General features: G+C 50.6%; 27 protein-coding genes. 10 read left to right on the forward strand and 17 right to left on the reverse strand.

From position 1 onward, the window contains the following. The first annotated feature begins 136 nt into the window (after positions 1-136). Entirely contained in the window at positions 137-472 is a 336-nt protein-coding gene (locus KNP79_RS11890) for a hypothetical protein (RefSeq protein WP_215192476.1), read from the forward strand. Between the two features lie 33 nt (positions 473-505). Here the strand turns inward: KNP79_RS11890 and KNP79_RS11895 are convergent, their stop codons facing one another. The 6 genes from KNP79_RS11895 to KNP79_RS11920 all read right to left on the reverse strand — a co-directional run bounded on the left by KNP79_RS11895 (position 506) and on the right by KNP79_RS11920 (position 3,765). After that, entirely contained in the window at positions 506-1,264 is a 759-nt protein-coding gene (locus KNP79_RS11895; RefSeq protein WP_215192478.1) for an endonuclease/exonuclease/phosphatase family protein, read from the reverse strand. After that, positions 1,261-1,806: a P-loop nucleotide/nucleoside kinase family protein gene (locus KNP79_RS11900; protein WP_215192479.1), complete on the reverse strand. Its 546-nt coding sequence runs from the start codon at positions 1,804-1,806 to the stop codon at positions 1,261-1,263. Before KNP79_RS11900 ends, KNP79_RS11895 begins: the two co-directional genes overlap by 4 nt. A gap of 35 nt (positions 1,807-1,841) precedes the next feature. Further along, positions 1,842-2,312 (reverse strand): hypothetical protein, encoded by a 471-nt coding sequence (locus KNP79_RS11905; RefSeq protein WP_215192481.1) that lies wholly within the window; start codon positions 2,310-2,312, stop codon positions 1,842-1,844. Beyond that, positions 2,305-2,814, reverse strand: a complete 510-nt coding sequence (locus KNP79_RS11910) for a hypothetical protein (RefSeq protein WP_214834037.1) — start codon at positions 2,812-2,814, stop codon at positions 2,305-2,307. Before KNP79_RS11910 ends, KNP79_RS11905 begins: the two co-directional genes overlap by 8 nt. Further along, the gene (locus KNP79_RS11915) at positions 2,815-3,258 is read right to left on the reverse strand and encodes a hypothetical protein (RefSeq protein ID WP_215192483.1); all 444 of its coding nucleotides are present in this window, start codon (positions 3,256-3,258) and stop codon (positions 2,815-2,817) included. Positions 3,259-3,324: 66 nt separating this feature from the next. Further along, positions 3,325-3,765 carry a hypothetical protein gene (locus tag KNP79_RS11920; RefSeq protein ID WP_215192485.1) on the reverse strand — a complete coding sequence of 147 codons (441 nt, stop codon included), beginning with the start codon at positions 3,763-3,765 and terminating at the stop codon, positions 3,325-3,327. A 198-nt stretch (positions 3,766-3,963) separates the two neighbouring features. On the opposite strand from KNP79_RS11920, the gene KNP79_RS11925 reads away from it, so the two are divergent. From KNP79_RS11925 to KNP79_RS11950, 6 genes are all read left to right on the forward strand, one after another. Beyond that, a complete protein-coding gene (locus tag KNP79_RS11925) occupies positions 3,964-4,674 on the forward strand; it encodes a GntR family transcriptional regulator (protein WP_215192486.1) in 711 nt (236 codons plus the stop codon). Positions 4,675-4,826: 152 nt separating this feature from the next. Continuing rightward, the gene (locus tag KNP79_RS11930; RefSeq protein WP_034781561.1) at positions 4,827-5,174 is read left to right on the forward strand and encodes a PTS lactose/cellobiose transporter subunit IIA; all 348 of its coding nucleotides are present in this window, start codon (positions 4,827-4,829) and stop codon (positions 5,172-5,174) included. Continuing rightward, the gene (locus KNP79_RS11935) at positions 5,171-5,479 is read left to right on the forward strand and encodes a PTS sugar transporter subunit IIB (protein WP_034781560.1); all 309 of its coding nucleotides are present in this window, start codon (positions 5,171-5,173) and stop codon (positions 5,477-5,479) included. The genes KNP79_RS11930 and KNP79_RS11935 overlap by 4 nt, the downstream gene beginning before the upstream one ends. Positions 5,480-5,494: 15 nt before the next feature. Then, positions 5,495-6,901: a GH1 family beta-glucosidase gene (locus tag KNP79_RS11940; RefSeq protein WP_034781558.1), complete on the forward strand. Its 1,407-nt coding sequence runs from the start codon at positions 5,495-5,497 to the stop codon at positions 6,899-6,901. An 11-nt stretch (positions 6,902-6,912) separates the two neighbouring features. Beyond that, positions 6,913-8,241 (forward strand): PTS sugar transporter subunit IIC, encoded by a 1,329-nt coding sequence (locus KNP79_RS11945; protein ID WP_034781555.1) that lies wholly within the window; start codon positions 6,913-6,915, stop codon positions 8,239-8,241. Positions 8,242-8,580: 339 nt separating this feature from the next. Beyond that, positions 8,581-8,763 (forward strand): hypothetical protein, encoded by a 183-nt coding sequence (locus tag KNP79_RS11950; protein ID WP_034781551.1) that lies wholly within the window; start codon positions 8,581-8,583, stop codon positions 8,761-8,763. 47 nt (positions 8,764-8,810) lie between these two features. Here KNP79_RS11950 and KNP79_RS11955 read toward each other — a convergent pair whose 3' ends face one another. The 8 genes from KNP79_RS11955 to KNP79_RS11990 all read right to left on the reverse strand — a co-directional run bounded on the left by KNP79_RS11955 (position 8,811) and on the right by KNP79_RS11990 (position 16,676). Further along, positions 8,811-9,272 (reverse strand): WapI family immunity protein, encoded by a 462-nt coding sequence (locus tag KNP79_RS11955; RefSeq protein WP_215192488.1) that lies wholly within the window; start codon positions 9,270-9,272, stop codon positions 8,811-8,813. A gap of 2 nt (positions 9,273-9,274) precedes the next feature. Then, positions 9,275-9,775, reverse strand: coding sequence for a hypothetical protein (locus tag KNP79_RS11960; RefSeq protein WP_215192490.1), 501 nt, complete (start codon positions 9,773-9,775; stop codon positions 9,275-9,277). Between the two features lie 92 nt (positions 9,776-9,867). After that, the gene (locus tag KNP79_RS11965) at positions 9,868-11,220 is read right to left on the reverse strand and encodes a GH1 family beta-glucosidase (protein WP_215192492.1); all 1,353 of its coding nucleotides are present in this window, start codon (positions 11,218-11,220) and stop codon (positions 9,868-9,870) included. A 21-nt stretch (positions 11,221-11,241) separates the two neighbouring features. Further along, positions 11,242-12,168 carry a carbohydrate ABC transporter permease gene (locus tag KNP79_RS11970; protein WP_214754577.1) on the reverse strand — a complete coding sequence of 309 codons (927 nt, stop codon included), beginning with the start codon at positions 12,166-12,168 and terminating at the stop codon, positions 11,242-11,244. 3 nt (positions 12,169-12,171) lie between these two features. Then, positions 12,172-13,071, reverse strand: coding sequence for a carbohydrate ABC transporter permease (locus KNP79_RS11975; RefSeq protein ID WP_034781543.1), 900 nt, complete (start codon positions 13,069-13,071; stop codon positions 12,172-12,174). 62 nt (positions 13,072-13,133) lie between these two features. Continuing rightward, on the reverse strand, positions 13,134-14,447 hold the full coding sequence (locus KNP79_RS11980; protein WP_251132960.1) for an ABC transporter substrate-binding protein: 1,314 nt from the start codon (positions 14,445-14,447) through the stop codon (positions 13,134-13,136). Positions 14,448-14,643: 196 nt separating this feature from the next. Continuing rightward, positions 14,644-15,657, reverse strand: a complete 1,014-nt coding sequence (locus KNP79_RS11985; protein ID WP_214754579.1) for a LacI family DNA-binding transcriptional regulator — start codon at positions 15,655-15,657, stop codon at positions 14,644-14,646. A gap of 146 nt (positions 15,658-15,803) precedes the next feature. Then, entirely contained in the window at positions 15,804-16,676 is an 873-nt protein-coding gene (locus KNP79_RS11990; RefSeq protein WP_215192496.1) for a TetR/AcrR family transcriptional regulator, read from the reverse strand. A 154-nt stretch (positions 16,677-16,830) separates the two neighbouring features. On the opposite strand from KNP79_RS11990, the gene KNP79_RS11995 reads away from it, so the two are divergent. Next, complete coding sequence (locus KNP79_RS11995) at positions 16,831-18,324, forward strand: MDR family MFS transporter (protein WP_215192498.1); 1,494 nt, start codon at positions 16,831-16,833, stop codon at positions 18,322-18,324. 48 nt (positions 18,325-18,372) lie between these two features. On the opposite strand, the gene KNP79_RS12000 is transcribed toward KNP79_RS11995, so the two are convergent. Then, the gene (locus KNP79_RS12000; RefSeq protein WP_215192500.1) at positions 18,373-18,831 is read right to left on the reverse strand and encodes a hypothetical protein; all 459 of its coding nucleotides are present in this window, start codon (positions 18,829-18,831) and stop codon (positions 18,373-18,375) included. Between the two features lie 288 nt (positions 18,832-19,119). Here KNP79_RS12000 and KNP79_RS12005 point away from each other — a divergent pair, with 288 nt between their 5' ends. Continuing rightward, on the forward strand, positions 19,120-19,725 hold the full coding sequence (locus tag KNP79_RS12005) for an SAM-dependent methyltransferase (RefSeq protein ID WP_215192502.1): 606 nt from the start codon (positions 19,120-19,122) through the stop codon (positions 19,723-19,725). A 50-nt stretch (positions 19,726-19,775) separates the two neighbouring features. Here the strand turns inward: KNP79_RS12005 and KNP79_RS12010 are convergent, their stop codons facing one another. Further along, entirely contained in the window at positions 19,776-20,789 is a 1,014-nt protein-coding gene (locus tag KNP79_RS12010; protein ID WP_215192504.1) for an ABC transporter permease, read from the reverse strand. Next, the gene (locus tag KNP79_RS12015; RefSeq protein ID WP_215192506.1) at positions 20,782-21,510 is read right to left on the reverse strand and encodes an ABC transporter ATP-binding protein; all 729 of its coding nucleotides are present in this window, start codon (positions 21,508-21,510) and stop codon (positions 20,782-20,784) included. Before KNP79_RS12015 ends, KNP79_RS12010 begins: the two co-directional genes overlap by 8 nt. Positions 21,511-21,681: 171 nt before the next feature. Between KNP79_RS12015 and KNP79_RS12020 the strand changes: the two genes are divergently transcribed. After that, the gene (locus KNP79_RS12020; protein ID WP_215192509.1) at positions 21,682-22,284 is read left to right on the forward strand and encodes a TetR/AcrR family transcriptional regulator; all 603 of its coding nucleotides are present in this window, start codon (positions 21,682-21,684) and stop codon (positions 22,282-22,284) included. Positions 22,285-22,377: the final 93 nt, after the last annotated feature.

The following is a 22,377-nucleotide window of genomic DNA, read 5'->3' on the forward strand; positions in this document are numbered from 1 at the left end:
ACGCATGCGTTGTCGAAACACTAAAACCCAGCTGGCAAAGTTCTGTACTTTTCGTTGCATTATTGTGCACATTTGTATTGCAAAATACAGTTCGGGCATGATAAAGGTATCTACTAGATGAAGTGGAGGAATGGCTATGAATATCGTCTTTCTCGTCATCGGTATTTTCTTATCGACCGCATCGAAATGGCTGCAAATCGAAGGACAGAGTGAAGTTGGGGACTTTCTCGTGTTTCCGGCCGCCTTTTTCTTGGCGCTCGCGCTCTTGTTCAGCTTCCCGTTCTTTAAAGAATGGTGGGATGACCCGTCGCTTCGCCCGAAAGCGTATCGCTTTGCTGGACTTGCTGCTGGCGGCGTCTTATCGTTCCAGCTCTTCGCCTGGCTCCTATTCGGTCAAGGCGAGTGGATCGGAAGTATGTTCTTGATCCCGTTCCTCGTCTGTCTCTACTTCGTGATCCGTACGTTCAAATGAAAGTGGGGGGAGCGCCTAAGCGTTCCCCCTTTTTTAAGATATGTCGAGGTCGAATAAGACTCCATAGTGATCACTCGGCAGCACGTCGGTGATCGAATCGGACGTCTTCCCAAACACGTCCACGCTCGAGATGAGCGGGACCTCCCCTTCGTCGTGACGCAATAAGATCCAATCATAGCGTGCTGGTTGTTTCTGCAAAGAATCCTGCTTCAAATACGGATTGTGTCCATAATCCAGCGTCGGCTCATCCCCACCACGATCACATGTGGCGACATCGATCCAACGATGTGCGGTCAAATCACGATAAATCTCCGACTGCGGATTGTCATTGAAGTCACCACATAGCAGCTCGTAACGTTCTCCCTCACCAATCCACTCGCGGACCGCCTGCACTTGTGCTTCCCGAATGACCGGCGACCTCCAATTCAGATGGACGTTCGTCAATCCGAACGCGTGACCTCCTGCTTGAAACGTCACCCGCATCGCACAGTAGTTCGCTTCTTCTACCTCGTGGTGCCAAATCGCATCATTCGTATCGAGCGGAATATGACTTAAGATAGCGAGCCCTTCATCGGGTGAGTCCGGATAGGCGAGAAATACGCAAAACGGATAGCCCGTTTCGTTGGCGATTTGCTCGGCCACACTGATGCGTTGCTCCCCTTCCACATACGTTTTGACTTCTTGAAACGCCAGCACATCGGCGTCAATCATCTTCACTGTGGCACAGATGGACTCGATCCGTTCGGACCATAATGTCGGATTGTTCCAGAGGTTGAACGTCGCAATCCTCATGTACTGGCTCCACTTTGTTGCAAATCTGTCAGCACGAATTGTTCGCTTTCTTGAAGCTGTTGAATCGTCTCGCTCAACTCACCGACCGTGTTGTCTAAATAGTAACGGTCCGGTGCACCGGAACTTAAAAACTCGTTCCGCAATAGGATGACCCGCTCCCCCATCTGCGCATCGCTCGGTCGGTGTTGATCACGTTGGATGTGAACGTCTTGCTCCGCCCATAAGATGACGTAGCGTACTTCAATACCTTGTTCAATCCAGTGCGCCGTGTAGCGCTTCACGTCCTTCCAAAACGCGACCCAATCCACGACGACGTCATAGCTTGCCTCAAGAAAATTACTGGTTAAAGATACGATGTTCTTCCATACCAGGTCGTTCGCCCGCTCCGATTCCCATGGCCTTTCACGACCGGACACCGTCATATGACTGATGTCGTCACCAGACACATATGCACTCTTCTCCATGTCTTGAGCGAGCCGTCTCGCCGTCGTCGACTTTCCGACGCCAGCCGGTCCCGAGATAATCCATACCTTCCGCTTCATCAATTGTTCCCCCTTCAACATGTAAAAGGAAGCGCCTAAGCGCTCCCCCACTTTTGCTCTTCTCGTAATTCGGCTTCCGTGACGTAGTGATCGTCGAGCTGAGCCATGTGACGCTCGTACAGACGATGCTCAAGAATAGCGAGCCCGTATGCTCCTAGCCCAATCAAAGCGAACGTTTGGAGTGTAATCAAATCCGTGAACAATGCATAAACCCACACTAGGAAGAATGGTAGCGTCACGAGCCCGAAGATGGAGTTAAGATGGATGAGGCGCTTTGCTGCATCCGACTTCAAAAATTGTTTTTTAATATTCTCGCGTTGCCACATCTTACGAAAATCGGGAAGACCCGCTGCGATGCTGAGAAATATGACTGTCATTGGTGAGAGCCAATTATACTCTAATGAGAAAAATAGAAGCGCGGCCAACACCGCTGACAAGAACACTTGTGTGGAATGCTTTCTCTGATCGAACGCCGTCAATTCACGCATTTGGCTCCGTTTATCCATGCTTTCGTTCCTTCTCGATCTCACGGGCTTCCCGAATCAGTTTCAAATCCTCTCCCGTCAAATAATGACCGTCATGCTTTTGGATGATGCGGTCGAGCCATCTCCCGAAAAAGGCTGCTCCCCAGAAAAAGGCTTGCGACAACAAGAATGCCTGGAACGTTTGTGGCTGTGTCGTCTCATAAAATACGACGACCCCGTAGTATCCGATTGCGCTAAACCCAATCAAATAAACCGTGTACCGCAACGTGAGCAGCTTTCGTGCTTTTTCGTTTTTCACGAACCGGAGCCACATGAGGAATCGAGTCGTTTCAATGCTAATCAACATAGCGAAAATCGCTACTAAGAACAATAGAAAGAACGAATCGGGCATCTCCCAGTACGATGCGTAAACGAGCATCCCAATGATTGCAGAAACAGCCAGGATGCCAAAACCCCAACCGGTCCACTTTTCAAATCGAAGAATCGTATCAATTTGTTGTTTTGATTGTGGTGACAGTTCCATTTAGCTCATCCTTTCGATTACTTCATCATAAGTCGGCATCGTCGGATCGCACGCGGTGATTTTTTGCTGAATGAACCGACTCCTTGCCGAATCGGTCATCGACCAAATAGCGAAGACGCCGCCGAGTAACAATCCCACCGACTCTACCGTTAACAACGTCGCGAAAAAGGTGAACAAGAGGATGGACCCGATCCAATCGACGCCCATTTTTAATTTCAATAAACGGTGGACGTCACCGCGGTTCGAAATGTGACGCATGATGCGGTATTGGCGATAACTCATATACATGGTCAAGACGGCTACAAAAAACATGAGCGGAATCAGCCAGTCCTTGTTCACAATCAACGCGGCAATCAGTGCAATCACGTAAGTGACCCATATTGGTACCGCGAGCTTTTGCATCCGTTGCACCCAACGTATCTCTTGTTGTAATTGTTGTTCCATCCGCTCACCTCCTAGTGTGTTCATTTATAGAAAGCAACACCCGCTCCTACTTAACTCGTTCCCTCATCATGCTTCCTCCAGTTCAAGGGCTCGTAAGATTGGATCATGGGCTTTTAGCGCCCGGTGTAAGCGACGCGACACGACTTCGGCAATGATTCCCCAGATGACGACCGCGAACGCCCAATAGATGTTATCTTGACTGAAAATCAATAGCCCGCCGACCATGATGATGAGTACGCTCGTATTCACGATGTCGTGTCCTAACTGCCAACGGAGCATTTTTCGTGCGGCGGACTCGAACAAAAACGACCGTCTCATCCGATATTTTGCCACGTCTGAAACTAGCAGGGCGACGCCGACAAGGCCGAGCGGGACGGTGATCCACGTTGCCCGTCCAAAGAACATCAAAGCGAACGCCAGAATGACCACCGCCAATAAAGCGTAACCGATGCGCGTATGTCGTCGCTTCCATTCTCGTTCCCGTTCCATCCGAACTGATTGTGCCATGACCTTCTCCTCCTCACTCTTCTCCTTTTCTATACGAATTCCTTTCTGATTCGTTTCGTTGAATTCATCGATTTCCCAAGTAATCGTTCGACGTTTTTCAACAATTGCCGAAGGATTGTCCTCCACCCATATATAATTTCTGATATACTGATAGCGTATTCATACCTACAAATTTTCATGTGAAAGGTGCAGACCCTGATGTCCCCAAAGTATAAACAAGTCGCCGAACAGATTGAGACGGACATTATGAATCACGTCTATCAACATACGAACAAGCTCCTCACCGAGGACGAGTACGCCAACAAGTATGGCGTCAGCCGCAACACGATTCGAAAAGCGATCGAGATTCTCGTCAACAAAGGTTACGTCTATCAAGTCCAAGGGAGCGGCGTCTTCGTCCGTGACCATTATATGAGCGATTACGTGAACCTAGAAAAGTTGCAAGGTCTCACGAGCGACTTCAGTGGACGGAAAGTCGAAACGCAAGTCCTTGATTTCGAATTGACGACAGCGAATGAGGAAGTCGCCGAACGGATGAAGTGCAACGTCGGGACGCCTGTGTACTACGTCAAACGTCTCCGGCTCGTCGATGACCATCCGTTTTCGGTCGAGGACTCGTATTTCCGAAAAGACCTCGTCGTCTATCTCGACCGGAACATCACCGAGAAGTCGATCTACAACTACTTCCGCAACGACCAAAAGCTCGCCATCGGTTTTGCCGACCGTGTCATTTACGCCGACTTTTTGAACACGGAAGATGCGGCACTGCTCGGACTGAAAGAGAACGACCCGGCCCTTCTCGTCGACAACACCGTCTATTTGACGAACGGTCAAATCTTCGACGTATCGCGCTCGACACATCATTTCCGCCATGTTAAGATGCTCAAAGTCTCTAACATCAAGTCCTAAACGCATTCGAGAGATCGTTCTCGTGTGCGTTTTTTCATGTTCACATTTCGGACGAAAAGAAAGGGTTTACATGTAAGCGGTATCGTGCTACTATCAACTTGTAGAATTTGTACCTATGAATTTTGGTTATCCATACAAAAAGGAGAGATACTATGGTTTCTGAAACGATTGAAATTACTCCCGAAGATATCTTCGGTTTAATCGCCCTTTCAGGCGACGCCAAAGCGAGCTACCATCATGCAATGCTGTTGATGCAAGAAGGCAAAGCAGATGAAGCGGCTGAGGCAGTAAAAGCTGGTGACGCGACATTGAAAGAAGCACACGCTATCCAGACGAAATTCGTCACACTCGAGGCACAAGGGAAAACGGCTACGGTCGGCGTTCTCATGGTGCACGCACAAGATCACTTGATGAACACGATCCTCGTAAAAGAGATGCTCGGCTATATGATGAACATGCAAAACGAAATCAACCAATTGAAAGGAATGGATCAAAAATGATGAAAATCGGACTCTTCTGTGCAGCAGGTATGTCAACAAGTATGTTAGTAGAAAAAATGAAAGCGGTTGCCGCTGAGCGAGGCATCGATGCTGAAATCGCTGCTTACCCAGAATCAGAAATGGAAACGTACGTGGACAACCTCGACGTCGCGCTTCTCGGACCACAAGTTAAATACTTGCTCTCGAAAGGCAAACAAATCTGTGAGCCGAAGGGCGTTCCAATCGACGTCATCAACACTGTCGACTACGGCATGATGAACGGAACGAAAGTATTAGACCACGCATTGAAACTCGCGAATAAATAAACTGAGGTGACCACTTTGAAAATGCCAAACAATTTCTTGTTCGGCGCTGCCTCGGCTTCTTACCAAGTCGAGGGCGCATGGAACGAGGACGGGAAAGGACTCTCGAACTGGGACGTCTTCTCGAAAATTCCTGGGAAAACATTTGAAGATACAAACGGCGACGTCGCAGTCGACCATTACCACCGTTATAAAGAAGACATCGCGCTCATGGCGGAGATGGGACTCGAATCATATCGCTTCTCAATCTCATGGCCGCGCGTCTTCCCGAACGGCACAGGTGAAGTGAACGAAAAAGGACTCGAGTTTTACAACAACTTGATCGATGAGTGCTTGAAGCACAACATCGTCCCGTTCGTGACACTCTACCATTGGGACCTCCCGCAAGCGCTTGAAGAAAAAGGCGGCTGGAAAAACCCAGAGACGGTTGACGCATTCGTCCGTTTCGCCGATACTTGCTTCCAATCGTTCGGCGACCGTGTCCGTCACTGGATCACGTTCAACGAAGCGGTCATCTTCTGCTCGCTCGGCTACTTGACTGGGGCACACCCACCAGGCATCGAAGGCGACGTCAAAGGATACTTCCAAACGACGCACCACGTCTTCGTCGCTCATGCTCGTGCCGTCGAGTTGTTCAAACAAAACGGATACGAGGGCGAAATCGGAATCACACACGTGTTCAACCCGGCCTTCAGCATCGATGACGCCGAAGAGAACAAGTTCGCCGAAATGCACGCGAACGCCTACTCGACGCACTGGTTCTATGACCCGATCTTGAAAGGTGAATATCCAGCATACGTCGTGAAAGGACTCGAAGAGCAAGGCCTTCTCCCTGAAATGACAGACGAAGAGCTCGACCTCTTGAAGCGCACGGCTTCGATGAACGACTTCATCGGCCTCAACTACTACAGCCCGCAACGCGTCATGAAAAATGACTCGGCGCTCGTCATGGCCGGTGGCCGCGAGAACTCGACAGGCCGTCCGGGTAACCCTTCATTCGATGGCGTCTATAAGACGGTCATGATGGATGACAAGGTCTACACGAAATGGGCTTGGGAAATTTCACCGGAAGCGTTCCTTGACGGCATGCACATGCTCAAAGATCGTTACGGCGATGTGAAAATCTACATCACAGAGAACGGTCTCGGTGATGTCGACCCGATCGTGGACGGAGAAATCGTCGACGACGCTCGCATCGAATACATCGAAGGTCATATCCGCGCCGTGAAACACGCTGTCGAACAAGGTGTCAACGTCGCAGGTTACTACGCTTGGTCGGCCATCGATCTCCTCAGCTGGCTCAACGGATATAAGAAGCAATATGGCTTCATCTACGTGGACCACGCCAACGGACTTGCTCGTAAGAAGAAAAAATCGTTCTACTGGTACAAAGACATTATCGCTACTCGCGCTGAAAACCTATAAGGAGGTTCCCCATGAGCCGCTTAGAAACCGTATTTGAAAAATTCACGCCAGGGTTCGTTCGTTTCGCGAACGCCAAGCCCGTCCTTGCTATTAAGGACGGGTTCATCCTGACGATGCCGATGACGATCATCGGGTCATTGTTCTTGCTCATCCTCGCGCTCCCGATTCCAGGTTGGGCCGAATTCATGTCAGGTCTGTTCGGAGCCGATTGGACGCTCCCGCTCACGCAAGTCGTCGGTGCGACGTTTGACATTCTCGCCTTGATCGGTGTATTCGGAATCGCTTACTCGTACGTGAAAAATGAAAAGATCGAAGGCGTACCAGCTGGTATTCTCGGAATCATCTCGTTCTTGATCATCACGCAAGCGTCTGTCCTCTCTGAAGGTGGAGAAACAGTCGGCGGAGTCATCCCGAAAGTATGGACAGGCGGACAAGGTGTCCTCGCTGCCATCGTCGTCGGATTGGTCGTTGGATTTATTTATTCGCAGTTCATCAAACGCGGCATCAGCATCAAAATGCCTGACGGTGTTCCACCGGGCGTATCGAACTCATTCTCAGCACTTGTCCCTGGTCTTGCGATTATCACACTTGCGGTTGCGACATTCGCGACTTTCCAAGCGGTTGCAGATCGTACGTTCACTGAAGTCGTCTATGACGTGCTTCAAGCACCACTTCAAAACTTGACCGACACACTTGCCGGAGCCGTTATCATCATGGTGCTCATGTCAGTCATGTGGTGGTGTGGAATTCACGGAGCTGCGATCATCATGGGTATCATGGGACCACTCCTTACAGCGAACGCGCTTCAAAACCAAGCAATCCTTGATTCAGGTGAAACACTCGTTGCCGGTGAGAACGCGAAAATCGTTACAATCCAGTTCCTCGACGTCTTCACGAAGCTCGGTGGATCAGGAATCACAATCGGTTTCATCATCGCGACACTCATCGTCGCTCGTTCGGCTCACTTGAAGCAACTCGGTAAGCTCTCGCTTGCACCAAGTTTGTTCAACATCAACGAGCCGGTCATCTTCGGGATGCCAATCGTGTTCAACCCGATCATGTTCGTACCGTTCGTCATCGTACCTGCGATTGCTTCGTTCATGGTGTACTTCTCAATCCTTTGGGGCTGGGTCGACCCGTTCAACGCGCTTCAAGTGCCTTGGACGACACCACCGGTCATCTCTGGTTTCTTGATCGGCGGATGGCGTGCAGCGCTCTTACAGATCGTCACGATCGCTATGGCCGTAGCCGTCTACCTCCCGTTCGTCCGCATGCAAGACCGCGTGTCGTATGGTGAAGAGTTGAAAGCACAAGAAGACGCAGACAAAGCGTCAGCCTAAGCAAAAAACGACAGCCCTTCTCAGCGATGAGAAGGGCTGTTATATTTAGGGAAACAAGTAATAATGTGGATGGTCCTCAAACATTGTCTGCTCAGTCGCCACGACTTAGAAATGAGGAAAGATCTCTATGACAAGAAAAAATATGCAATGGATTGCGTTTGCTATCGCTATTTTGCCTACGTTCGCTCTAGCGATGGCTATGATTGTCGGATTTCAGTTATTAAGAGAAAACACGAGAACTACCTTGTCTATAGCTTACGGGCTATCGGTGGCCCTACTCTTGATTTCTCTTCTTCTACCTAAGATAGTTACTAATAAATAGATAAGGAGTAACTGGATATGAAAAATTACACCCCTAGCTTCATGATCTTATCGAGTGCAGCGCTCGCTTTCGGGCTTGGGTTCAAATCCATCGTCCCGTACGCGATGTTGATCGGCATCGGGCTACATATGATTTTTCTTCTATGTGCCGCCTACTCGTTAGGCAAGTACCGGGCCAATAAATCACAACTCGATTCGTAACGCCATGACACTTACTGTCACGGCGTTTTTTCATCTGTTTCGTCTTATTACAAATCACTCTCACGTTCCCGGACCGGAAATTCAGCAGCGATGTCTCGCAAGCCTTTTAGGAAGCGTTCCACGTTCGCTACAGAGGTTTCAAAGTTAATATCAAGTTCTTCCGTCTCGTCCCCGAGCGGGTGCTCCAAATGGCCTCGCACGTCCACTTCGTCCCCATCGCCGTCTCTCCTCGTCACCGTCAAGCGGATATACGGTTCTGTCGGTTCGAACTCGACTTTTTGTATGTCACCGGCAACGAACGACTCGAATACCGGTATGTAGTGTGCGACGAGCAAACTGTCGAGCATAATGTCATCGAACGTGATGCGATGGTCCGGCGTATGGAGCCCAACCCAATTCCGATGCCACGCCGCATCATGGATGTCATCGGCGTCAGGATAGGCATACGCATAGCTCTCGATCGTCACATCACATGACTCGTCTCGTGACATCAGTTTGGCAATGGGCATCGTTATCCGTCCTTCCTGAGCGAATAGCCGTCAATCTCCTGCAACCGCATCCGTTTCTGATCGACAGCTGCATGAACGATGACCGTCACTCCTGGATTGAGCTCCATCATCTTCTTGATTTTCGTCAAGTCGTCGCCTTTGATCTCGACCGGCAAGACGAACTCGCCTTCCTTCAAATGGATGAACTTGATCTTCCCTTTGTCGTCATAACCTGTCACTTCATACGTCGCATACTCGCGTTTCATCAACATCTCCCCTTCTTCCGAATCAATCTCCACACCGAGATCACGAATTTCCCGTTCCCGTTCAATCCGTTTATTCCGTTCCGTCAGTCCTCTCACGCCTAAAAAGGAAGAGAACAACACAAAAAAGATCACGAGGACATTCGAATAGACCAACCCATAGAACAACCCGTACATAAACCAGCACAGCAACGACATCATCATAAGCGTGGTCGTCTTACCCTGTTCCCGCTCTTGATTCGTTCTATGGTGTGACGCCATCGTCCGTCCTCCTCTCCCTACTTCATACGTTCCCTGCATGAATCGGTTCCACACAAAAAATCCATCCCTGTAGCGGCAGGGATGGATCCATCTTACGCCTCGACGCTATCCGCGTGTTTGGCTTTATGGTCGCCGATGACGCCCGCGTACCATTTCGCGCTGTCTTTCCAGACGCGCTCTTGCGTGTCGAAGTCGATGTAGAGGATGCCGAAGCGTTTCTCGTAACCGAAGCTCCATTCGAAGTTGTCCATGAGCGACCAGAGGTAATATCCGGCGATGTTCATGCCTTCGTCGTTCAAGTCGGATACGGCTGTGAGGTGCTTTTGGACGTAGTCGATGCGTTTCACGTCATGGACTTCGCCGTTCTCAAGCACGTCGTCGTAAGCCGCGCCGTTCTCTGTGATGATGATTGGAAGGTCTGTGTACTCGTTACGTAAGCGACGGATCAGGTCTTTGAATTCGTTCGGGGCGATATCCCAGCCCATGCCCGTCTTGTCGTAATCGGAGTACGCAGCCACCGTCATGAAGTCGTTCGCCGCGCTGAACTCAACGAGTCCGCGGCTGTAGAAGTTGATGCCGAAGAAGTCGCACTCTGTCGAGATTGTCTCCATGTCACCTGGTTTGATGAAATCGTACGTATGAACATATTTCGCGAACAAGTTCATCATGTCGACCGGATACTGACCTTTGAACACTGGATCGAGGAACCAGCGATTCGAGTAACCGTCCGAGTTGTTTTGTGCGAGTCGGTCGTTCACCGAGTCCGTCTTGGCGTAAACCGGTGACAAGTTGAGCGTGATGCCGATTGGTGTCGTCGACTTCAACTCTTGTTTCAACAGTTCGACCGCTTTTCCGTGCGAGAGGAGCATATGGTGCACGGCGCGAACCGCTTCGTTCATGTCGCGATGTCCTGGAGCGTGGACACCGACGTGATAGCCGAGGAAGCCGGCACACCATGGCTCGTTGTGCGTGATCCATGAGTCGACGATGCCGTCGAGCTCATCGAAACATACTTTGGCGTAGTCGAGGAACCAGTCGACCGAGTCGCGGTTCACCCAGCCACCTTCTTCATGTGCCCACATCGGGAGATCCCAGTGGTAGAGCGTGACGGCCGGCTTGATGCCTTCCTCACGGAGGCGTGTCGCGAGCGTCTTGTAGAACGCCATCCCAGCCGGGTTGAACTCACCTTTCGCCGGGAAGATGCGCGGCCATGCGATTGAGAAGCGGTACGTGTCGACACCGAGCCGTTTGATGTGCTGGATGTCTTCCTCGAAGCGGTGGTAGTGATCGCACGCGACGTCACCGTTATGCTTCTCGAACACGCGTCCGTCGATGTCGCAGAACATGTCCCAAATCGACGGGGTGCGCCCGTCTTCGTTATGCGCGCCTTCAATCTGATACGACGAAGTCGCGGTCCCGAAGACGAAGTCTTTATTGAATTGCATAGTGTGTTCCTCTTTTCTCTATTATTCTTTGACCGCACCGGCCGAGATACTGCTGACGATGTATTTCGACATGAACAAGAAGGCGATCATGATCGGCACGACCGAGATGGCGATACCGAGGTAAAGGGCACCGAGGTTCTCGGCGACTTGCGAACCTTTCAAGAAGCCCATGAGGACAGGCAACGTGTACTTCTCTGGTGAGAACAAGAGCACGAGCGGCATCAAGTAGTTGTTCCATGAGCCGATGAACGTGAAGATCGACATCGTGGCGACGGCCGGCATCATCATCGGGAGTGCAATCGTATGGAAGATGCGAAGCTCGCTCGCGCCATCGATCCGGGCCGCTTCAATCATACTGACGTGCAGCGTGGCCTGGGTGTACTGCCGGATGAAGAAGACGACGAACGGACTCGCGATCGACGGGATGATGAGCGGGATGAACGAGTCGAGAATGCCGAGCGTTTTCGAAATCTCGTAGAAACCGATGAGTCCGAGTTGTCCCGGTACCATCATCATGACAAGCATGAAGATGAACATCACATTTTTCCCTTTGAAATCGTAGAAAGCGAAACCGAACGCCGTCATCGCCGAGAAGTAACCAGAGAGCAATGTGACGAGCACAGCGATGATCAAGCTGTTCTTGAAGCCGTTCCAGATGTTGATGTAGTCACTCAAAATCGCATAGTTCTCGACGAGTGCCGTCCCCGGGAGAAGGGAGAAACCAGACATGATTTCTCCGTTCGTCCGTGTCGCGTTGACGAGCATCATGAGGAACGGGATGAAACAGACGATCGTCAAGACGATCAAACCCGTGTAGATGACACCACGGCTGAGCCATTTTTTCTTTTGCTTTTGCTTCGGTGGATCCACTTGGCGGGGTGTTTCCTCGCGTGGCGGCTGCACTTCGCTGTCGGCGAGCATACGCCGTGATTCTGCATTTTGTTCCATTGCTTATGCTCCCTTCTGCGCAGCGCGTTCTTTGCGGAACATGCCTTTGAAGACGACCGCCGAGAAGACGAGCGTGATCAAGAACAAGCCGTAAGCGACCGCTGACGCATAGCCGTAGTTGTTATACTTGAATGCTTGGTTGTACAAGTAAAGGACCATCGTGTTCAGTGATCCATCCGGTGCACCGATTCCGTCCGTCAAGAGGAGCGGAAGATCGAACAATTGGAGTCCACCGATGAGTGACGTGATCATGATGTACAAGAGAATCGGTTTGAGTAGTGGCAGTGTGACATACGTGAACATTTGCCAACGGTTCGCGCCATCGATATGGGCTGCTTCGAAAAAGTCTTTTGAAATTCCCGACACGCCGGCCATGACGATGATGAACGAGTGACCGAACCACATCCATGTCAAAATGAGTGAGACGGACAGTTGTGCCGTCACCGGTTGCGATAACCAGTTGATCGGGTCAGAGATGATCCCAAGTTTCAAGAGGATCATGTTGAGTGAACCGTGCTGCCAGTCGAGCAAGATTCCGAACAAGAGCGCGACCGAACTGATCGTGATCAAGTTAGGCAGATAGAAGAACGAGCGGAAGAACGCGAGGCCCTTCAGTTTTAGACGAAGATCTGAGAACAGGAGTGCCAAAAGCAGTGCAAGACCGATCTGTAAGGCAAAGTTTACTCCCCAAATCTTGATCGTATTGACGAACGCCTCGATGAAGTATGTGTCAGTCAACAGGCGCGCGTAGTTCGCAAAGCCGACGACCTCTTCTCCTTGGCTGCCGGTATAGTTGGTGAAACTGTAGTACAGGGTCAAGAAGACCGGATAAATACTGAATGTCAAAAAGACGACCCAAAACGGGGCAATAAAGGCATAGCCATAGCGGTCTAGTTTTTTCACGTCGTGTTACTCCTTCCATAGCAACCCTTAAGGGGGGAAGTCCCCCCACGGGTTAGCTGGCCTCAGTCAACTGTAATGTCTGGGTAAGCGTTTTTCGCTTGTTTCTTGAACTCTTCGATGGCTTCTTCTTTCGACTTCTTACCTTCTACATATTGAAGGACTGAAGCACCGTAGAGCGTGTCGAGCTGTTGGTCATATTTCGTGACGATCCCTAGTGTGATTTCATCCGCTTGGTCAAGGAAGAACTCGTAGTTGTTCTGTCCGCCGAGGAACTCATCGCTGAAGTCGTCTTTGATTTTGTCGGTAACTGGTTTGTAAGCGAGGACGTCGCCTGTCTCTTCAGCCCAGCCAGTCAAGAACTCTTCGTCTTGTGTCATGAGCTTCACGAAATCGTAAGCAGCTTCTTTGTTTTTCGATCCTTCGTAAACACCGAGCCATGTGCCGCCCCAGAAGTACGGGCTTGGACCGTTCGTGACTGCCCAGTCACCGGCTGTGTCTTTCGCGCTGTCTTTCAAGACGCTGTGAAGACCCCATGTTGGAAGGACGTAAGAGAACACTTCTGTTTCCGTTTCTTTGCCGCCTTCTTTAACTTTGATCGGCTTCGACATGCCTTCGAACCAAGATGGTGACCATTCTGGAGCGAGTGCCGTGTATTGTTTCTCACGAAGTTCTTTCGCGTAGTCCATGTAGTTGATCTTGTCTTCTGTCAACACGAGTTCGTTCTTGTCGTTTACCCATGCTTCTGGGTTTGCGCCTTGTGAGAACCAACGGATCGCACCTTCGTCTGGGAACATCTTGTAACCTTTTTGCTTCATCTTCTCAGCGACTTCGAAGACGCCGTCCATCGAGCTCATCATGTTGCCGATTTCAGTCGGATCGTCTGTGCCGAGGACTTCTTTCGCTAAGCTACGTTTGTAGTAGACGCCACCTGGTGTCGTTTGCCACGAGAGGGCGCGCACGTTGCCGTCTTGGTCTTTACCGAGGTCGAAGACGTACGGGATGTAGTCGTCTGAGATTTCATTGACGTTGTACGGCTCATCTGAAAGGTTTTCCCAGTAGCCTGCGTCAACCCATTGCTTGAGGAACGCGATCTCGCCTGTGAAAACATCCGGTGCCCCAACGCCGCTTTCGAGTGCTGGCTTGAGTTTTGTCGGATAGTCGGCGATTGGAACAATCGTCAATTCAACTTTGACGCCGTTCTTCTCTTCGTATGTTTTGATTGGCTCTTTCAATTCGTCCGTGAACGACCAAACTTTGAGGACGTCATCTTTTGAACCAGACTCAGAACCTGAAGTTCCTTCATCGTTTGAGCAAGCGCCCAAGACGCCGACTGATAGTGCTCCGATTGAGAGTAAGCTGACTAATTTTTTACGCATGTGTGAACCCATCCTTTTAAGTGTTTTAGAAAGCGTTTACAAGAAGAGGTGATAATTTGTCGAAAGCGCTTTCGAAAATGCTGAAATAAAATATCGAAAGCGGTTTCGATTTGGGGTGAATGATTTTCGAAATCGCTCTCTTCTCTCCATTCCGCTGAAGCGAACAGAGCGACTTCGAAAGATCATCGTGACTTGTTTACTTTTTGACCGGTGCGCAAGACGCACGTTCAATCAACCGAACTGGGATGACACGACGTTCAGTCCGTCGTTCTTTGGCTGTCATCTGCTCGATGAGCAGCTCGGCCGCCGCTTCTCCGATTTCGTCCGTATCTTGACGAATCGTCGTCAGCTTCGGTGTGATGTATTTGATCATCTCGATGTCGTCATAGCCGATAATCGAGATGTCTTCCGGGACCCGGAGACCGTGTTCATGGACGGCTTCGATTGCCCCGATGGCCATTTGATCGCCTGCGACGAAGACTGCTGTCGGCGGTGCCGGCAGTTGTAATAACTTCTCCATCGCCTGCTTGCCTTCTTCGACCGAGAAGAACCCGGCGTTGACCAAGTAACCTGGTTGAATCGGTAAGTCGAGTGCGTGCATCGCAAGCTCATACCCTTTCACCCGGGCCGCACCAGCGTCAATCGACGAATCTCCGGCGATATGCGCGATATGGCGATGTCCTAACTCGTACAAGTAGTTCACAGCCATGCGGGCACCTTCCGTGTTGTCCGAATAGACGACGCTACAGTTGGCGCTGTCCATATCGACCACGACGATCGGGATATCGCTTTGCATGAGCTCTTGCACTTGCTCGTCCATCCGGTCCGAACAAATAACGACGATACCGTCGACTGCTCGATGTTTGAAATGTTCGAGATAACTCATGTCACGGTTGCGAAGGTTTCGAGAGGCGAAGATTAAATCGTAGCCGTGTTCCTCGGTCGCGTGACGGAAACTTTCAATGATGCCGTTAAAAAATGGATGTTTCATTCCGACTTCGTTCGCTTCTGAGAACATGACCCCGATCGCCCACGATTTTTTCGTCGATAACGACTGTGCGTGTGCGTTCGGCAGATAATCCATCTCAGCCGCTGCTTGTAATATTTTGGCTCTCGTCTTTTCGCTGACGTCCTTATAGTTGTTCAACGCTTTGGAGACCGTCGTAATCGAAAAGCCGGTTTTTTTAGCTAAATCATAAATCGTGCCCATGTCATTCTCCTCTTCCCGAAAGCGCTTTCGGTAATTTGATTGTAGCGCATGAATTTGTAGGAATCAATTCTTTTTCGTGGAATATTTTGAGATTTATTTTCGTACCGTGTTTCTTCTATATTAACGGATAAAATCACTTTTTGTCGTTAGTGTGTCCGCGTGTATAACCAAACGAGGTTCGTGAACTTTTGAACTTCCGTCTCTCCCGTCTCACCTTTGAACAAACGTTGGAACGGTTTCAGCAACTGTTCAAGGACGATTTTCCGGAGCCGGTCTTGATGGAGCTCATACGTGATTGCTTCGAACAAATCGGCTTGTTCCTCGGTCATCTTCACGTGCTCATGGATGCGCGCTGCCATCCCAATCAACTCATCTTTCGTGACGAGGTTCTTATCCGTCGTCCCCCGCATTTGATCGACAGTGACCGGGTTCAAGATATGTTCTCCGGTGTCGACCATACGCGCCGCCATCAACTCGACGTAGGCGTACAAATTACGAATCAATCGCTGAATCGAGTAGGCTGTGTTCGTGATGCGGAGTGTGAACAGGATATGTTGCAACATCCCGTTGAAGAGCACTGTTAACTCGACCGAATACGGGCGAATCTCTTCCCCGATAATTTCCGTCAGGCGCATGGCGAGCCACTCGATCTCATAGACGCGGTGTTGTAGGACGAGCTTTTTTAATTCAGGTTCATTCGCTGACATAATCGACTCGAACAAGGTGTGGAGGTTCCGCTCCTCGTTCAATTGAATGAGAATCGAAATCTGCTCGATAAAGACGTCCTTGTCGCGCTTGTCACGCCCCATCTGCATCTCAATCCGGCGCTGTCCAGCGTCATAGCGCAAGTTCTCGAGAATGTTGGCGACACAGTCCGTCTTCGAGGCGAAGTAGTTATAGAACGTGCCTTTTGAGATGTTGGCCCGTTCGATGATTTCTTGGACCGACGTCTGCTGCACTCCGTTCTCAATGAACAAAGCCATGGCGACGTCAGCAACTTTTCGTTTCTTATCCTTCATATACTGATTGCTCCGTTCTGTCTGGTTTCTGCCTTAAGTATACCATTTTGAACCGACAGTACAAAATGGTTGATTTATTTGTACGACGGGTATAAAATCACTACATCGACACTTACTAGTATATAACTATTCAGAACATAAAGGAGCAACTCGTATGAAACCAGAATTCCAAAAGAAACCGCCGTATCTCATGCTCGCGGTCCTCTTTGTCGGGGCGTTCATCGCCTTCCTCAACAACTCTTTACTTAACGTCGCGCTCCCATCGATCATGGTCGATTTGGAGATTGCTGACTACTCGACCGTCCAATGGCTCGCGACAGGATTTATGCTCGTCACAGGCGTGCTCGTCCCAGCATCGGCCTACTTGATCACCCGGTTCTCGAACCGTGGTCTCTTCATCACGTCGATGGCAATTTTCGCTCTCGGGACGGCCATCGCCGCTTTCTCTCCGAACTTCGGTGTCTTACTCGCCGGTCGGATGATTCAAGCGGTCGGGGCGTCGACGATGGGACCGCTCTTGATGAACGTCATGCTCGTCAGTTTCCCGCGTGAAAAACGCGGAACGGCGATGGGGATTTTCGGTCTCGTCATGATTTCAGCACCAGCAATCGGTCCGACACTCTCGGGCTACATCGTCGAATACTACGACTGGCGCGTCTTGTTCGAGATGATTCTCCCGCTCGCCATCATCGGTCTCGGTCTCGCCATTTGGAAAGCCGAGAACGTCATGGTCCAAAATAAAGAGCAATCGCTCGATTACTTGTCACTCGTCTTATCGACGCTCGGGTTTGGTGGCGTCTTGTACGGTGTCAGCTCAGCGAGTTCAGACGGCTGGGATAACCCAATCGTCTTGACGACGATGATTGTCGGGTTCGTCGCATTGATCGCCTTCGTCATCCGTCAGCTCAACATGGAGAAACCGCTCCTCGACTTACGGGCATACAAATACCCGATGTTCGCGCTCGCCTCAATCATCGCGATTGTCAACGCCGTCGCCATGTTCTCCGGAATGATTTTGACACCGGCCTACGTACAGAGTGTCCGTGGCATCTCGCCGCTCGACTCTGGGCTCATGTTGTTACCGGGTGCGATCATTATGGGGATCATGTCACCGATCACAGGGAAACTGTTCGATAAGTTCGGACCGAAGTTGCTCTCGATCACTGGTCTCACGATTACAGCGATCTCAACGTACATGCTTGCCAACGTCCAACTCGATTCGACGTACACGTACATCGTGACGACGTACACGCTTCGTATGTTCGGAATGTCGATGGTCATGATGCCGATCATGACGAACGGTCTCAATCAGTTGCCGACGAGCCTCAACCCGCACGGAACGGCCATCAACAACACGGCCCAACAAGTATCCGGTGCGATCGGGACAGCAGTCCTTGTCACAATCATGAACTCGGTCACGAAGACAGAGGCAGAGTCGCTCATGACCGGCGTCGACCCAGCGACACTCACCGAGAGTGCGATGGGCGCGTTGACGCAACAAGCGCTTTTGTCAGGCATCCAATATTCGTTCTATGTGGCACTTGGAATGAACCTACTCGCGCTCGTTCTCGCCTTCTTCGTGAAACGGGTTGATGTTAAAAAACTTGATTTCAAAGAAGAGACAGCAGAACTCAAAAAAGCGAATTAATGAATACAGCAAGCCGTCCTGTGCGAACAGGGCGGCTTGTTTTCTCGGTTATCCTTTTGTGAAACTCAAATCATGCCGACTCGGATGCTCCAGGTCGATCTGTCGAATCTTCCGCTCGTAATGTATCGTCGTGGCTGCCTGGGCAGCAATCGCACCAAAGAAAATGACGAGCCACAAGAGCAAGTTTGACTGCATGTCGTTCTTAAATAAGAAGTAGAATCCAATCGCCCCGAACAACGAGACGGCGTTGCGACCGACATACGTGCGACGAATGAACTTCTGAACGGTCCGTTCGTCCGTCAATCGTTGCATGAATCGGCTCTCGCGCCACTCCAGATAGATCAACACAACGAGCGCCGCTAAAAAGGCGATTCCATAACCCGTTTGAAACTCGTTCATGACCAATAACGCAAATGAGACTCCGACCGCGATGACGACCGATACGTGCAAGGGCATCCATCTTTTTTGATACAGTTGAATCGTCCGGATCCGTGCTTGTTTCTCCATTCGTAATCACCTCACTTCTATCTTACGTAAGGAAACTGGTTTTTGTTCCCTTTTTTAAGGATTTAGATTATTCTGATTAGAGGAAGATATTGAATGTAGGGGTGAAGGATAGTGACTTGCAACCAAGTACGATTGTTTAGCGGACTCGCACTTCTCGTGACGGGCGTCGCTTTACTACTTAAACGTTAACAAGCATTCGGGGCATCTGCCCGGATGCTTTTTTCATGTAAACTGAAAGAACAAACTTGAGGACGTATAAGCCCTACGTCCATTAAGGAGGAACAGAGCATGTCAACTTGGGACAAACGGTTCAATACGGATGAGTATGTATATGGGGAAGCCCCGAATGCTTTTGTGAAGCAACAGGCACATCTGTTCAAACGAGGGATGCGCGTGCTCGCGATCGCCGAAGGGGAAGGTCGAAACGCGGTTTGGCTCGCGGAACAAGGAGTCAATGTGGACATGTGGGACTATTCGCAAGTCGGCCTCGACAAAGCAAACCGGTTAGCAGAACGTCGCGGGGTCACTCTTCACACCCGTCTCGTCGATTTGGCTGAGGCCGATTGGCCGATAGACGCCTATGACGCCATCGTCTGTATTTACGGACATTCCCCCAATCAGGTGAAAAAGTCCGTCTTGGACGGCGTCAAGCGGGCCTTAAAACCAGGTGGTTATTTTGTGACGGAAGTCTACAGTGAGGCGCAACTCAATTATGGGACGGGCGGTCCGAAACAAAAAGAACTGCTCTATACACCAGCCGATTTTGCCCCACTCACGGATGCCTTCAAAACGATTCACTTTTTCGATGGGACCGTGGAACGGTATGAAGGCGCGCTCCATAACGGCGAATCGGCGGTCTTGCAATACATCGGACAAAAAGCAAGCAGCCTATAAATAAACGAAAACCGACTCGCTAACCACGAGTCGGTTTTGTCATTGTGACATCAATGCCCCCGATACTTTCCAAGCGCACGCATATTCAACAAGTAGAGCACACCGGCGTAAACGATCAAGCCAAGTACATACCCCCAAATTCCGGCGAAACCACTACCGTACACCATCACTTCTTTGATTGCCGTCGCCCCGTAAAAGATTGGCATGACATAGCTCAAGTTGCCGAGGCCGTATGGAATCAAGTCGAGCGGGATCAACCCTGAGAAAAACACTTGCGGGATGATCGTGAACGGGATCATCTGGACGACTTGGAGCTCAGAACGGGCGAACACCGAAATCGTCGCGCCGAACAAGACGGCTGTCCCGGCCATGAGAATCATCACGAGAAACACCCAGCCGATATTGCCGAGCGATGTCAGCCCGAGCACGTAAATCGTATAGAGGACGATGAAGACGGACTGGACGACCGCGAACACGCCATAGCCGAGCGTATACCCTAGAATGACCTGGCCACGTTTGATTGGTGTCATGAGCAGACGTTCGAGCGTGCCGCCGCTCCGTTCTTTGACGAGCGCCATCGCCGATAGAATGAAGACGAAGAAGAACGAGAACAGTGACAAGAACACGTAGCCGAACGAGTCAAACGTCGATTGGCCTTCTTCCCCGTATACATAGTTCATCTCGATATCAGCCGCCGGATTCAACGCCGACAGCGCCGTTTGAATCTCTCGCACCGCCTTCGACGACTTCGTCGACGGTTCTCGGAGCGTGATTGTCGTCCCTTCCTGCGTCGCTTCAAAGATCGCATCGACGTCTTTATTGTCTTCCAAGTATCCGAACGGGTCGTCGACCGTGTCCAAACGGACGTCGAGCGTCTCGGCTTCGAACGCCTCGACGAGTTGCGTTTGTGCGTTCTCATCAAGCACGACGACCGGCACGTAATCCGAGTCACCGAGGAGGAAGTAGACGAGCGTCAAGATGAGGAGCGGCGCAATCAAAATCAAGGCGACACTCCGTTTATCGTTGAGCGTCTGAAAAATGACGCGTTTCGCCAAGTTACGCATGATCCATCCCTCCTTCTCGACCGGCGATGAGGAATAGTTCCTCGACACGACCATTCTCCGTCTGATCCAACAGATGCGGGACGGTATCGTAAGCGATCAAACGGCCGTTATAGATGAGCGCGGCCCGGTCACACTCGAGTACCTCATCCATGACGTGCGTCGAGACGATGATCGTCGTCCCGTTCGCCCGAATCGCTTGAAACTGACCCCAAATCTGCCGGCGCAAGATCGGGTCGATTCCGACCGTCGGCTCGTCTAAAAATAAGACGTCGGGTTGATGGAGGATGGCAATCGCAAGCGAGAGCCGTTTTTTCATCCCGCCCGAGAAGTTACGGACGAGCTTTTTTCGGTCGTCCGTCAAATCGACGAGCGTGAGCACTTCCGTGATGCGTTGTTGGAGCTTCGTTTTACCGAGTTTATAGATCGAGCCAAAAAACTCCAAGTTCGCCTCGGCCGACAAGTCGTCATACAATCCGTCGTTCTGGGGCATGAAGCCGATATTGTGGAGCATGCCCATGTTCGGCATCTTTGTTTCGCCGATGCGAATCGAACCTTTGTCCGCGGCCAAGGCACCGATCATCAGCCGAATGAGCGTCGTCTTTCCCGAACCGGACGGGCCGAGCAAGCAACAAATGTCGCCTGAGTTGATGGTAAAGCCGACATGGTCGATGGCCAATTGGTCACCGAACGATTTACTGATGTCGTTCAGTTGAATATCCATATTCATTCTCCTTTTCGATGCCTTGTTCGAGTACACTGAATTAATAGACACCGTGTTGGTTTATAGGTTCAGTATAGACCTCAGTCGACAGCCCAACAATCGGCAATATCGGCCATCGTGTCGGTTATCAGACAGTTTTCACTCAAGTGTTGGATAAAGGAGAATATTCAGATGGGACATGAAGATGTACGCATCACACGAACGAAACAATTGATTAAAAGCGCCTTCCTCGAGCTGATTGACGAGCATGGATTCGAGGCGGTCACCGTGAAAGCGATCACCGAACGGGCCGGTATCAACCGAGGGACGTTCTACAGTCACTATGTGGATAAGTTCGACTTGATGGAGAAGTCGATTGAAGCGATTTTCCATGAGGCCGAACTTAAACTCGTCAAAAACCTCCCTCACGTCTTCGGTGAAGAACGCGGCGAATCATCCTATCAACTGCTCGTTCCGTTCATCCGTTTCATCGAAGACAATAAAATCTTGATGAAACCGCTCCTCAGACCGAACGGGGACCCGCAGTTCCAGGCCCGGCTCCGGTCGTACATGCATGCGGCGCTGTTCCATCGTTCCCCGACGGTCTTGTTCGACGAGACGAAGGCGCTCGTGCCGGCCGATTATTTAGTGTCTTACATCTCGTCGGCCCATATGGGTGTCATTTACGAATGGCTCTATAGCGACCGTCCCGACACGGCCGAGGACATTGCCCGCATCATCTATACGATCACATTCGAAGGGCCGCTCGTCGCGGGTGGTCTCCGTGCACATTGAAACTTTTACCGTTCCCTCCTGTACGTTAATATTTGGATAAAATACTTCTCAAATGGGTATGTATACGGAGAAGAATGTCTTTGGTTCATAAAA

Source organism: Exiguobacterium sp. s7, from assembly GCF_018618195.1.
In the GTDB taxonomy this organism is placed as follows: Bacteria; Bacillota; Bacilli; order Exiguobacteriales; family Exiguobacteriaceae; genus Exiguobacterium; species Exiguobacterium mexicanum_A.

Coding starts and splice junctions, on each gene's coding strand:
- KNP79_RS11995 (WP_215192498.1), top strand. CDS start 16,831: ATGAAACCAGAATTCCAAAAGAAACCGCCGTATCTCATGCTCGCGGTC.
- KNP79_RS11985 (WP_214754579.1), bottom strand. CDS start 15,657: ATGGGCACGATTTATGATTTAGCTAAAAAAACCGGCTTTTCGATTACG.
- KNP79_RS11970 (WP_214754577.1), bottom strand. CDS start 12,168: ATGGAACAAAATGCAGAATCACGGCGTATGCTCGCCGACAGCGAAGTG.
- KNP79_RS12015 (WP_215192506.1), bottom strand. CDS start 21,510: ATGGATATTCAACTGAACGACATCAGTAAATCGTTCGGTGACCAATTG.
- KNP79_RS11935 (WP_034781560.1), top strand. CDS start 5,171: ATGATGAAAATCGGACTCTTCTGTGCAGCAGGTATGTCAACAAGTATG.
- KNP79_RS11915 (WP_215192483.1), bottom strand. CDS start 3,258: ATGGAACAACAATTACAACAAGAGATACGTTGGGTGCAACGGATGCAA.
- KNP79_RS11980 (WP_251132960.1), bottom strand. CDS start 14,447: ATGCGTAAAAAATTAGTCAGCTTACTCTCAATCGGAGCACTATCAGTC.
- KNP79_RS11930 (WP_034781561.1), top strand. CDS start 4,827: ATGGTTTCTGAAACGATTGAAATTACTCCCGAAGATATCTTCGGTTTA.
- KNP79_RS11920 (WP_215192485.1), bottom strand. CDS start 3,765: ATGGCACAATCAGTTCGGATGGAACGGGAACGAGAATGGAAGCGACGA.
- KNP79_RS11945 (WP_034781555.1), top strand. CDS start 6,913: ATGAGCCGCTTAGAAACCGTATTTGAAAAATTCACGCCAGGGTTCGTT.
- KNP79_RS11965 (WP_215192492.1), bottom strand. CDS start 11,220: ATGCAATTCAATAAAGACTTCGTCTTCGGGACCGCGACTTCGTCGTAT.
- KNP79_RS11990 (WP_215192496.1), bottom strand. CDS start 16,676: ATGAAGGATAAGAAACGAAAAGTTGCTGACGTCGCCATGGCTTTGTTC.
- KNP79_RS11925 (WP_215192486.1), top strand. CDS start 3,964: ATGTCCCCAAAGTATAAACAAGTCGCCGAACAGATTGAGACGGACATT.
- KNP79_RS11890 (WP_215192476.1), top strand. CDS start 137: ATGAATATCGTCTTTCTCGTCATCGGTATTTTCTTATCGACCGCATCG.
- KNP79_RS11910 (WP_214834037.1), bottom strand. CDS start 2,814: ATGGAACTGTCACCACAATCAAAACAACAAATTGATACGATTCTTCGA.
- KNP79_RS11950 (WP_034781551.1), top strand. CDS start 8,581: ATGAAAAATTACACCCCTAGCTTCATGATCTTATCGAGTGCAGCGCTC.
- KNP79_RS12010 (WP_215192504.1), bottom strand. CDS start 20,789: ATGCGTAACTTGGCGAAACGCGTCATTTTTCAGACGCTCAACGATAAA.
- KNP79_RS12020 (WP_215192509.1), top strand. CDS start 21,682: ATGGGACATGAAGATGTACGCATCACACGAACGAAACAATTGATTAAA.
- KNP79_RS12000 (WP_215192500.1), bottom strand. CDS start 18,831: ATGGAGAAACAAGCACGGATCCGGACGATTCAACTGTATCAAAAAAGA.
- KNP79_RS11895 (WP_215192478.1), bottom strand. CDS start 1,264: ATGAGGATTGCGACGTTCAACCTCTGGAACAATCCGACATTATGGTCC.
- KNP79_RS11955 (WP_215192488.1), bottom strand. CDS start 9,272: ATGCCCATTGCCAAACTGATGTCACGAGACGAGTCATGTGATGTGACG.
- KNP79_RS11960 (WP_215192490.1), bottom strand. CDS start 9,775: ATGGCGTCACACCATAGAACGAATCAAGAGCGGGAACAGGGTAAGACG.
- KNP79_RS11905 (WP_215192481.1), bottom strand. CDS start 2,312: ATGGATAAACGGAGCCAAATGCGTGAATTGACGGCGTTCGATCAGAGA.
- KNP79_RS12005 (WP_215192502.1), top strand. CDS start 19,120: ATGTCAACTTGGGACAAACGGTTCAATACGGATGAGTATGTATATGGG.
- KNP79_RS11900 (WP_215192479.1), bottom strand. CDS start 1,806: ATGAAGCGGAAGGTATGGATTATCTCGGGACCGGCTGGCGTCGGAAAG.